Here is an 11,552-nt window from a genome sequence, read left to right as displayed (position 1 = left end):
CGTTCATACCTCCAGACGGAACAGGTCGTCCTCGGTCTCGCGGCGCAGCAGCAGCCGCGCCTCCCCGTCGGTCACCGCGGCGAGCGCGGGCCTCGGGAGTCGGTTGTACCCGCTCGCCATCGAGTAGCAGTAGGCCCCCGTCGCAGCGACGGCCACCAGGTCGCCCGGCGCGAGGTCCTCGGGCAGCCAGCAGTCGCGCACGACGATGTCGCCGGCCTCGCAGTGCTTGCCCACGACGCGGCAGAGCACGGCGCGCGCATCGGGCTCTGCGGTCCTGGACACGAGCCTGCAGTCGTAGACCGCGTCGTACAGGGCGGTGCGGATGTTGTCGCTCATGCCGCCGTCGACGCTCACGTACCGGCGGCGCGCGCCACCGTCGAGCTCGACGTCCTTGATCGTGCCGACCTCGTACACGGTGACCGTGCCGGGGCCGACGATCGCGCGGCCGGGCTCGACCGCGATGCGGGGCATCTCCAGGCCGCTGTGCTCGCACTCCTTCTGCACGATGTTGTGCAGCTGCCGCGCGAGCTCCGCCGGCGGGGGCGGGTCGTCGTCCGGGGTGTAGGCGATGCCGAGGCCACCACCGAGGTCGACGGTGGTCAGCGAGCCGATCTCGCCGTGCTCGGAGCGGATCTCCGCGAGCAGGCCGATGACGCGGCGGGCGGCGACCTCGAAGCCGGAGGCGTCGAAGATCTGCGAGCCGATGTGGCTGTGCAGGCCGACGAGCGTGAGCCCGCTCGCCTTCAGCACCCGGCGCACGGCCTCGGCTGCGTCGCCGGAGGACAGCGAGAAGCCGAACTTCTGGTCCTCGTGGGCGGTCGCGATGAACTCGTGGGTGTGCGCCTCGACGCCGACCGTGATGCGGATCAGCACCGGCTGCACCACACCGCGGTCGCGTGCGATCTGGTCGAGTCGCGCGATCTCGTGGTAGGAGTCGACGACGATCCCGCCGACGCCCGCCTCGACCGCGGCGACCAGCTCGGCGACGCTCTTGTTGTTGCCGTGCAACGCGATGCGCTCGGCCGGGAACTCCGCCCGCAGCGCGATGGCGAGCTCGCCGCCGCTGCAGACGTCGATGGAGAGGCCTTCCTCGGCCACCCACTTCGCGATCTGCACGCTCAGGAACGCCTTGGAGGCGTAGTGCACGAGCGTCGGGTCGCCGAACGCCTCCGCGTGCTCGCGGCAGCGCGCGCGGAAGTCCTGCTCGTCCATGACGAACAGCGGGGTGCCGTACTGCTCGGCGAGCCCGCGCACGTCCACGCCCGCCAGCTCCACGACGCCGTCGGCGTTGCGGGCGGCGTTGCGCGGCCACACGTTCGGGTGAAGGTGGTCGAGCTGGTCGGCGGTGGAGGGGCGGTCGCCGGCGGTGCTGCCGGGGACGAGGACGTCGGCGTGCCGGGGACCGGCCGGGTGCGCGCGCATCACATGCGCTCCGGGGCGGTCACGCCGAGCAGGCCGAGGCCCGCGGCGAACACGCGCCTGGTCGCGTTGACGAGCTGAAGCCTGACCTGGTGCAACGGAGTCGTCTCCTCATCGCCGCGCGGGAGCACGCGGCAGTCCTGCTGGAAGCGGTGGTACGTGCCCGCGAGCTCTTCGAGGTAGCGGGCGACGCGGTGCGGTTCGCGCAGCTCGGCGGCGGTGGCCACCACTCGCGGGAACTCGCCGATGGTGCGGATGAGGTCACCCTCGCGCTCGTGGGTGAGCAGCGCGAAGTCCCCACCGGGGGTGATGCCGAGGTCGCCGGCGTTGCGCAGGATCGACGACGTGCGCGCGTGGGCGTACTGCACGTAGTAGACCGGGTTCTCGTTGCTGTGCTTGCGCAGCAGGTCGAGGTCGATGTCGAGGCCGGAGTCGACCGACGAGCGGACCATGGCGTAGCGCGCGGCGTCCACGCCGACCGCGTCGACCAGGTCCTCCATCGTGATGACGGTGCCCGCGCGCTTGCTCATGCGCACCGGCTGGCCCTCGCTGACGAGGTTCACGAGCTGGCCGATCAGCACCTCGACGCTGTCCGGGTCGTCACCCAGGGCGGCCGCCGCGGCCTTGAGGCGCGCGACGTAGCCGTGGTGGTCGGCGCCAAGCATGTAGATGCACAGGTCGAAGCCCCGGCCGCGCTTGTCGACGAGGTAGGCGATGTCACCGGCGATGTAGGCCGGGTTGCCGTCGCTCTTGATGACGACGCGGTCCTTGTCGTCGCCGAAGTCGGTGGAGCGCAGCCACCAGGCACCGTCCTCCTCGTACAGCGAGCCGGTGGCCTTGAGCTTCGCGACCGCCTCGTCCACGCGACCGCTCCGGTGCAGCGAGTCCTCGTGGAAGTAGACGTCGAAGTCGGTGCCGAACTCGTGCAGGCTGCGCTTGATCTCGTCGAACATGAGCCCGACGCCGACCTCGCGGACCGTCTCGGGGTCGGTGAGCGCACCCGGCTCGCGGCGCAGCACCTCGGCGGCGATGTCGCTCACGTACGTGCCCGCGTAGCCGTCCTCGGGCGCGGGCTCGCCCTTCGCGGCGGCGATCAGCGACCGGACGAACCGGTCGATCTGCGCGCCGGCGTCGTTGAAGTAGTACTCGCGGGTGACCTCGCCGCCGCGGGCCCGCAGGATCCGGCCGAGCGCGTCGCCCACGGCCGCCCAGCGCGCGCCACCGAGGTGGATGGGGCCGGTCGGGTTCGCGGAGACGAACTCCAGGTTGATCCGCTTGCCCTTGAGCTCGTCGCCGGTGCCGTAGCCGTCGCGCAGCGCGTCCTCGACGATCGCGCCCTGGGCCTCGGTGGCGATGGTGAGGTTCAGGAAACCCGGTCCGGCGACGTCGGCCCGCGCGATGGCGGACTGGGTGCGCAGGGCCTCGGCGAGCCACGTGGCGAGGTCGCGCGGGTTCACGCCGACCTTCTTGGCCAGTTGCAGCGCCACGTTCGTGGCGTAGTCGCCGTGCTCGGGGTTGCGGGGTCGCTCGACCGTGACCTGTGCGGGTGCGGCGGCGGTGTCCAGGCCTCGTTCGGAGAGCAGCCGGGCAACCGTGGTCCGAACCAGATCGGCGAGCGCGTCAGGGGTCACGGACGATGAGTCTAGAGAAGCGTTGTCGCAGGTCTCGACCGGGTTACCGGGTCTCGGAGGGTGAGACGGCAAGTGTTAACGCGCACGTGGTATCGCACTGCCCTGACAGTGACCAGACACGTTGTCCCTACACTGGCGCCGGTTGACCAGGACGACATCTGAGGCGGACATGACCAGCGGCAAGAAGACGAAGGCCACACGCAACAGCGTGGCCGCAGCCCGTTCCTCGGTGGTGGGGAAGAAGCCCAAGCCGTGGGGCACGATCATCGCGGTAGTCGCCGTGCTGGGCCTCGCCGGCGGCGTCTTCGGCTACGCGTACTCGCAGATCCACGAGCAGAACGTCAAAGAGGCCGCCCTGGCCAAGTGGAAGCCCTCCGACACGAACAAGGACCCGTCGACGCAGCTCGCGGGCATCGTCGTGAAGGAGTACAAGGGCTCCCGCCACGTCGAGGCGACCCAGCGCGTCGCCTACGACCAGACCCCCGCGTTCGGCGGCCCGCACGACGGCCAGTGGGCCGACTGCACCGGTGTCGTCTACGACAAGGCCGTCCGCACCGAGAACATGGTCCACGGCCTCGAACACGGCGCCGTGTGGATCGCGTACAACCCGGACCAGGTCAAGGACGACGCACTGGGCAAGCTCAAGCCCAAGGTCGAGGGCATCCCGTACATGATGATGTCGCCGTACCCCGGTCTCGACAAGCCGATCTCGCTGCAGGCCTGGGGCCACCAGCTGAAGGTCGACACCGCCGACGACGAGCGCATCGACCAGTTCATCTCCTCGCTGCTGCGCAACGCCAACACCTACCCCGAGGTCGGCGCGTCCTGCGAGAACACGGCGTTCCTGTCGAACCCGGCCCCGTTCGTGGCCGAGAAGCCGGGCGCCGACGCCGTCCCGATGGACGGCGGCAAGGACGACTCCGCCACCGAGGGCCAGCCGAACGCCAGCACGCCGCCGTCGGGCTCGGTCTCGACGCCGCCGTCCAGCTGATGCCGGACACCTCCGACGAGGTCGTGGTCGTGGGCTCCGGGCGTCCCTCAGGCGTCGCCCGGACCCTCGTCATCACCGCAGCCGTCCTCGCCGTGCTCCTGCTCGGCGCGGCCGTCGGCCTGCTGGTGAAGCTCCCCGGCTCCTCGTCCACCGGCAGCGCCCCTGCCTCGGGCTCGGTCGACGTCGGCTTCTGCCAGGACATGGCCATGCACCACCTGCAGGGCATTCAGATGGCCAACATCGCCCGCGACCGCTCCACGGACCCCGACGTCCGCCAGCTCGCCTTCGACATCGCCTCCACCCAGCTCGAACAGGTGGGCCGCATGAAGGGCTGGCTGATGATGTGGAACGAACACGAGCAGAACATCTCGGGCGTCTACATGACCTGGATGAACGACGCCGGCATCCACGGCCACGGCGCCACCACCGCCGAGCCGGGCAAGCCCGCCATGCCGGGCATGGCCACCACCGAGGAGCTCGCCAAGCTCCGCTCCCTGACCGGCCGCGACCTCGACGTGTACTTCCTGCAGCTGATGCTCCGCCACCACGTCGGCGGCGCCCCGATGGCCGAGTACGCCTCGACCCGCGCGGGCCAGCCGGCGGTGCGCACGCTCGCGGAGAACATGCTGAAGTCGCAGTCCTCGGAGACCGAGCTGATGAAGGACTACCTGGCGAAGCGCGGAGCCGCACCGCTGCCGTAGCCCTGGTCGTCCCTCCAGGCCGTCCCCTCCTTCGCGGAGGGGGCGGCCTTTCGCGTTGGCCGTCGGGCCGTTGAGGCCCGGCTTTCACCCTCCGGACCGGTGGACATCCGCCTACCCCTGAGTAACGTGGGTCACACCCTTACTCGGAGGTAACCATGACCGTCGACGAGCGCGCGGCCAGACAGGTCGCCGAGCAAGCCCGAGAAACCCGCTGGCAGCGACCGAGCTTCGGCAAAGAGCTCTTCCTCGGCCACTTCCGCGTCGACCTCATCCACCCCCACCCGCAAGGCAGCCGGGAGGACCGGGAGCGCGGCGAGGCGTTCCTCGCGAAGCTCCGGGAGTTCACCGAGGCGCACGTCGACAACGCCGTCATCGAGCGGGACGCGCGGATTCCCGACGACGTGCTCAAGGGGTTGAAGGACCTCGGCGCGTTCGGCATGAAGATCAAGCCGGAGTACGGCGGCGTCGGCCTCACGCAGGTCTACTACAACAAGGCGCTGATGCTCGTCGGCAGCGCCAACCCGGCGATCGGCGCCATGCTGAGCGCGCACCAGTCCATCGGCGTGCCGCAGCCGGTGGCCATGTTCGGCAACGAGGAGCAGAAGCGGGAGTTCCTGCCGCGGTGCGCCAAGGGTGAGATCACCGCGTTCCTGCTCACCGAACCGGACGTCGGCTCCGACCCCGCCCGGCTCGGCACCACCGCTGTGCCCGAGGGCGACGACTACGTGCTCAACGGCGTGAAGCTGTGGACCACCAACGGTGTCGTCGCCGACCTCCTGGTCGTCATGGCGCAGGTGCCCGGCAAGGGCATCACCGCGTTCGTCGTCGAGGCGGACGCGGAGGGCATCACCGTGGAGAACCGCAACGCGTTCATGGGGTTGCGGGGGCTGGAGAACGGCGTCACGCGGTTCCACGACGTGAAGGTGCCCAAGAAGAACGTCATCGGCAAGGAGGGCGCGGGGCTCAAGATCGCGCTCGCCACCCTCAACACCGGCCGGCTCAGCCTGCCCGCCCTCTGCGCGGGCAGCGCCAAGTGGTGCCTCAAGATCGCGCGCGAGTGGAGCACCGAGCGGGTGCAGTGGGGGTTGCCGGTCGGCAGGCACGAGGCCATCGCGGGCAAGATCGCCTACATCGCGGCCACGGCCTACGCGCTGGAAGCGGTGCTGGACCTCAGTTCCGAGCTCGCGGACGCGGGCAGCCACGACATCCGCATCGAGGCCGCGCTGGCGAAGCTCTACGCGTCGGAGAAGGCGTGGCTGGTGGCGGACGAGCTGGTGCAGGTGCGGGGCGGGCGCGGGTACGAGACGGCGGAGAGCCAGGCGGCGCGCGGGGAACGGGGTGTCGCGGCCGAGCAGGTGCTGCGAGACCTGCGGATCAACCGGATCTTCGAGGGCTCCACCGAGATCATGCACCTGCTGATCGCGCGTGAGGCCGTGGACGCGCACCTCAGCGTGGCCGGCGACATCATCGACCCCGACGCCGACCGGCAGGCCAAGGTGAAGGCCGCGGCCAAGGCCGGCGGGTTCTACGCGAAGTGGTTCCCGACGCTGGTCGTCGGCAAGGGGCAGAGCCCGGCGGGCTACGCGGAGTTCGGGCCGCTGGCCAGGCACCTGCGGTTCGTGGAGCGGGCGGCGCGCAAGCTGGCGCGGCAGACGTTCTACGCGATGTCGCGGTGGCAGGGGAAGATGGAGCGCAAGCAGCGGTTCCTCAGCCGGGTCGTGGACATCGGGGCCGAGCTGTTCGCGATCAGCGCGACGTGCGTGCGGGCGGTGCGGGACCAGAACCCGGACGCCCAGCTGCTGGCCGACGCGTTCTGCAAGCAGGCGCGGGTGCGCGTGGACGAGCTGTTCGAGCGGCTGTGGAAGAACACCGACGACACCGACGTGGCGCTGGCCACCCAGGTCATGAACGGCCGGTTCACCTGGCTGGAGGATGGCGTCGTCGACCCGTCCACCCCCGGCAGCTGGATCGCGGACTCGGCGCACCGGGAGTCGACGGCGGAGAACGTCCACCGCCCGACTCCGCGCTGAGCCGTCCGTCCGTTGCTGCACGGGGCAGGTTGGTGGTGCGGGCGCGGCACCTGCCCCGTGCACGGCCGGTAGGGGGCTACGTCCCCCGCATCCCCCTACCGGCTCCCCTTGCAACGGAAGGACACAACACCCTCCAGGAGGAGGTTCTGGTAACGCTAAGCCACAAACGGCAGTTCACGGATACGGCAAATGAGTGAATTACCAGGTGAGGCACTCTCAACTACTCTCAGAGAGTAACTTCGAAGACCAATTCACGAGCGGTCCTCGGTCCCGTCGCGACCACGGACGCCACCGCGGCCCGTTCGAACCGTCCGCCCCGCACACCGTGAGAGCGATCCCAGCACCGGTCGCTGCGTGGGCCGCCGGTTCGGTCACCGTGTCGCGCGGGAGAGGACAGGTTCGAGGACAAGTTCCGCCCCGTGCCTTGACAACGATGTCAGGTGCAGAAACGCTGCCTCGCGAACGGGGCAGGCAAGGCGGCGGCGGGAAGGGTTGCAATGAGGCAACTGGGGAAGAGACGGACAACCACTCTGTTGAGCGTCGCGATCACTGCGACACTGGTGTGCGGCGTCACCAACGGCTACGCGGCCGCCGCACCAGAGGAGTCGGGAGTGGGCTTTTCGTCGTCCTTTGAGGACGGTCAACCGCAACCAGCGTGGGCGAACGCGGTCGAGACCGACGCGGCGGGCAATCCCAAGGCGTCCGGCGTGATCGGTTCCGACGGCTCGGGCATCCCCGGCAACGTCTCCGACGAGGTGCTGGAGGTCAAGGCCAACGGTGAGAACGCGGACTCGGGCGAGGTGAAGGAGAACCTCGTCGACGGCAGCGTCAACACCAAGTGGCTGGTCTTCGCCACCACCGGGTGGGCGTCGTTTCGCTTCGCCGAGGCGCAGACGATCCGCAGGTACGCGCTCTCGTCGGCCAACGACTCCCCCGAGCGCGACCCCAGGAACTGGACCCTGCAGGGGTCGGACAACGGCACCGACTGGACCGTTGTCGACACCCGCACCGGTGAGGCGTTCGCCGAGCGCTTCCAGACCAAGACCTACGACATCGCGGCACCCAAGGCGTTCACGCACTACAAGCTCGACATCAAGCTGAACAACGGCTCCACGAACATCGTGCAGCTCGCCGAGGTGCAGCTCTCCGACGGTTCCACCACCCCGCCGCCGCCGAACATGCGCAGCGTGGTCGGCAACGGCCCCACGGGCGGCTACGCGGCCAAGGCGCGGGTCGGCTGGACGGGCGTGAAGTCGTTCCGCTTCCAGGGTCGTCACACCGCCGAGGGCCGGGCGTACAGCTACAACAAGGTCTTCGACGTCGACGTGAAGGTCGAGCCGCGGACCGAGCTGTCGTACATGATCTTCCCGGACTTCGTGACGGACAACCTGAGCTACCCGAGCACGTACTCGTCGGTGGACCTGGCGTTCTCCGACGGCACCTACCTGAGCGACCTGGGGGCGGTGGACCGGCACGGCGCGGTGCTGTCGCCGCAGGGCCAGGGCGCGGGCAAGTTCCTCTACACCAACCAGTGGAACAAGGTCGCCTCGACGATCGGCGCGGTCGCGGCCGGTAAGACGATCAAGCGGGTGCTGGTCGCCTACGACGGTCCCAAGGGCCCGACGGAGTTCGGCGCCTGGGTCGACGACATCCGCATCGGCGACGTGGTCGAGAAGCAGTACGCGAAGCCGTCGGACTACGTGCTGACCACGCGCGGCACGAACTCCAACGGCTCGTTCTCGCGCGGCAACAACTTCCCGGCCACCGCGGTGCCGCACGGCTTCAACTTCTGGACCCCGATGACCAACGCGGGCTCCACGTCGTGGCTGTACGAGTACCAGCAGCGCAACAACGCGCAGAACCTGCCGACGCTGCAGGCGTTCACGGCCTCGCACGAGCCGAGCCCGTGGATGGGTGACCGGCAGACGTTCCAGGTCATGCCGTCGGACAAGGCGCCGACGCAGGACCGCGCGCTGCGGGCGCTGCCGTTCAAGCACGACAACGAGGTCGCGAAGGCGCACTACTACGGCGTGACCTTCGAGAACGGCCTGAAGGCCGAGATCGCGCCGACCGACCACGCGGCGGTCTTCCGGTTCACGTTCCCGGACCAGGGCGAGAAGAACCTCGTGTTCGACAACGTGAACAACCTCGGCGGGCTGACCCTCGACGCCGCCGCCGGTGTCGTCACGGGCTTCTCGGACGTCAAGAGCGGCCTCTCCACGGGCGCCTCGCGCCTGTTCGTCTACGGCGAGGTCGACAAGGCCGTGACGGCGAGCGGGAAGCTCACCGGCTCCGGCAGGGACGCGGTCGGCGGCTACTTCTCGTTCGCCGACAAGACCGTGCAGCTGCGCATCGCCACGTCGCTGATCTCCGTCGACCAGGCGAAGTCGAACCTGCGGCAGGAGGTCGGCGGCTCCGACACGTTCGAGTCGGTCCGGGACCGCGCGCAGAACGCGTGGAACGAGGTGCTCGGCATCCTCAGCGTCGAGGGCGCGTCCGAGGACCAGCTGATCACCACGTACTCCAACATGTACCGGCTCTACCTCTACCCGAACTCGGGCTTCGAGAAGGTCGGCGACAAGGTCCAGTACGCGTCCCCGGTGGCGCCCGCGACCGGTCCCTCGACGCCGACGCGGACCGGCGCGAAGGTCGTGGACGGCAAGATCTACGTCAACAACGGCTTCTGGGACACCTACCGCACGACCTGGCCCGCCTACAGCCTCTTCACGCCGTCCAAGGCGGGTGAGATGGCCGAGGGCTTCGTCCAGCAGTACAAGGACGGCGGCTGGATCTCGCGCTGGTCCTCCCCCGGCTACGCCGACCTGATGACCGGCACGAGCTCCGACGTGGCGTTCGCGGACGCCTACCTCAAGGGCGTGGGCAACTTCGACGCCAAGGCCGCCTACGAGGCCGCGGTGAAGAACGCGTCGGTGGTGCCGCCGAGCAGCGGCGTCGGCCGCAAGGGCATGGACCGGTCGATCTTCCTCGGCTGGACCGGCAACGACCAGCTGCACGAGGCGTGGTCGTGGGCGATCGAGGGTTACCTCAACGACTACGGCATCGCGCAGATGGCGAAGGCGCTGCACGAGAAGACCGGTGAGAAGCGGTACCTGGAGGAGCACGAGTACTTCCTCAACCGCTCCCTCAACTACGTGCTGACGTTCGACAAGAGGATCGACTTCTTCCAGGGCCGCAACGTCGACGGGTCGTGGCGCGTCGAGGACCCGGCGAAGTACAACCCGCAGGACTGGCGCTACGACTACACCGAGACGAACGGCTGGAACATGGCGTTCACGGTGCCGCACGACGGGCAGGGTCTCGCGAACCTGTACGGCGGGCGGGACGCGCTGGCGAAGAAGCTCGACCAGTTCTTCACCCTGCCGGAGACCGCGAAGTTCCCCGGCGGCTACGGCGGCGTCATCCACGAGATGATCGAGGCGCGGGACGTGCGGATGGGCCAGTACGGCCACTCCAACCAGCCCTCGCACCACATCGCCTACATGTACGACTACGCCGGTCAGCCCGCGCGGACGGCGGAGAAGGTGCGCGAGATCATGGCGCGCCTGTACGTCGGCAGCCAGGAGGGCCAGGGCTACGCCGGCGACGAGGACAACGGCGAGATGTCCGCGTGGTACCTGTTCTCGGCGCTGGGCTTCTACCCGCTGCAGATGGGCAAGCCGGCCTACGCGATCGGCTCGCCGCAGTTCACCAAGGCGACGGTGAACCTGGAGAACGGCAAGAAGCTGGTGGTCAACGCGCCCAAGAACAGCGCGAAGAACATCTACGTGCAGGGCGTCAAGGTCAACGGCAAGCCGTGGAACAAGACCTCCCTGCCGCACGACGTCCTCGCGGCCGGCGCGACGATCGACTTCGACATGGGCCCCGCCCCGTCGAAGTGGGGCACGGGCGCCGACGACGCACCCGAGTCGATCACCAAGGGCACCGAGGTCGCCACGCCGCTGCGCGACGTCTCCACCGGCCTGTCGGTGGCCGCGTTGTCGGACAACAACTCCGCGACCTCCGCGACGGTCCGCACGGTCGACCTCAAGCCCGCCGACGCCAAGGAGAAGGCGGAGTTCTACACGCTGACCAACGCGAAGACCGGCGCCTCGCCCTCGTCGTGGGAGCTGAAGGCCTCCTACGACGGCAAGACCTGGGCAACCGTCGACAAGCGCAGCGGTGAGAACTTCCAGTGGCAGCAGTACACCCGGTCGTTCAAGATCGCCTCACCGGGCCGGTACGCGTTCTACCGCCTGGAGTTCAGCGGCGACGTGGCGCTGGCGGAGTTCGAGCTGCTGTCGAAGCCGCTGCGGGCCGCCACCACCACGGTGACCGGTGCGGTCAGCGGCCCGCTGCAGGTCAGCGGCGTGACCCAGGTGGACGGAGCGACGATCAGCGGCCCGGTGACCGTCGCCCGCGGCGCCACGCTGTACGTGTTCGGCGGCGAGATCAAGGGCCCGCTGTCGGCCGCGGACGCCGCGTCCGTGGTCTTGGTGGGCACCAGGGTCAGCGGCCCGGTCTCGGTGAACGGCTCCTCGGCCGAGGTGGCCGTCGAGAACACGGCGGTCGGCGGCCCGGTGTCGCTGACGGGCAACAGGGCGGGCTCCGTGGTGGCGTTCTCGACCGTCGGCGGACCGTTGTCCTGCACGGGCAACACCCCGGCGCCGGTCAACAACGGCTTCCCGAACGACGTCAAGGGGCCGAAGGCAGGACAGTGCGCTGGGCTGTAACGCCCAACTGATCGGGAAAGGCCGCGTTCTGTCACGGAGCGCGGCCTTTC

Annotated in this window: 6 protein-coding genes; 4 read left to right on the top strand and 2 right to left on the bottom strand. The window is 69.3% G+C overall.

Annotated features, from left to right (window positions below; translation table 11 throughout):
• Positions 1-3: 3 nt before the first annotated feature.
• Positions 4-1,422: a diaminopimelate decarboxylase gene (gene lysA / locus ACVDFE_RS12015; RefSeq protein WP_458430476.1), complete on the bottom strand. Its 1,419-nt coding sequence runs from the start codon at positions 1,420-1,422 to the stop codon at positions 4-6.
• The gene (gene argS / locus ACVDFE_RS12010; RefSeq protein WP_458430475.1) at positions 1,422-3,050 is read right to left on the bottom strand and encodes an arginine--tRNA ligase; all 1,629 of its coding nucleotides are present in this window, start codon (positions 3,048-3,050) and stop codon (positions 1,422-1,424) included. Before argS ends, lysA begins: the two co-directional genes overlap by 1 nt.
• A gap of 169 nt (positions 3,051-3,219) precedes the next feature.
• On the opposite strand from argS, the gene ACVDFE_RS12005 reads away from it, so the two are divergent.
• The 4 genes from ACVDFE_RS12005 (at position 3,220) to ACVDFE_RS11990 (ending at position 11,502) form a co-directional block, all read left to right on the top strand.
• The gene (locus ACVDFE_RS12005) at positions 3,220-4,041 is read left to right on the top strand and encodes a DUF3105 domain-containing protein (protein WP_360395673.1); all 822 of its coding nucleotides are present in this window, start codon (positions 3,220-3,222) and stop codon (positions 4,039-4,041) included.
• Complete coding sequence (locus tag ACVDFE_RS12000; RefSeq protein ID WP_360395493.1) at positions 4,041-4,742, top strand: DUF305 domain-containing protein; 702 nt, start codon at positions 4,041-4,043, stop codon at positions 4,740-4,742. The genes ACVDFE_RS12005 and ACVDFE_RS12000 overlap by 1 nt, the downstream gene beginning before the upstream one ends.
• A 155-nt stretch (positions 4,743-4,897) precedes the next feature.
• On the top strand, positions 4,898-6,772 hold the full coding sequence (locus ACVDFE_RS11995; RefSeq protein WP_458430474.1) for an acyl-CoA dehydrogenase family protein: 1,875 nt from the start codon (positions 4,898-4,900) through the stop codon (positions 6,770-6,772).
• Positions 6,773-7,269: 497 nt separating this feature from the next.
• Complete coding sequence (locus tag ACVDFE_RS11990) at positions 7,270-11,502, top strand: GH92 family glycosyl hydrolase (protein WP_458430473.1); 4,233 nt, start codon at positions 7,270-7,272, stop codon at positions 11,500-11,502.
• Positions 11,503-11,552 lie beyond the last annotated feature (50 nt).

Source organism: Lentzea chajnantorensis (genome assembly GCF_054300775.1).
This window is presented reverse-complemented; position numbering and strand designations above follow the sequence as displayed.

What these genes read in the sequence shown, in the direction of transcription:
- lysA (WP_458430476.1), bottom strand. Translation starts at nt 1,422, where the DNA reads ATGCGCGCGCACCCGGCCGGTCCCCGGCACGCCGACGTCCTCGTCCCC.
- ACVDFE_RS12000 (WP_360395493.1), top strand. Translation starts at nt 4,041, where the DNA reads ATGCCGGACACCTCCGACGAGGTCGTGGTCGTGGGCTCCGGGCGTCCC.
- ACVDFE_RS11995 (WP_458430474.1), top strand. Translation starts at nt 4,898, where the DNA reads ATGACCGTCGACGAGCGCGCGGCCAGACAGGTCGCCGAGCAAGCCCGA.
- ACVDFE_RS11990 (WP_458430473.1), top strand. Translation starts at nt 7,270, where the DNA reads ATGAGGCAACTGGGGAAGAGACGGACAACCACTCTGTTGAGCGTCGCG.
- ACVDFE_RS12005 (WP_360395673.1), top strand. Translation starts at nt 3,220, where the DNA reads ATGACCAGCGGCAAGAAGACGAAGGCCACACGCAACAGCGTGGCCGCA.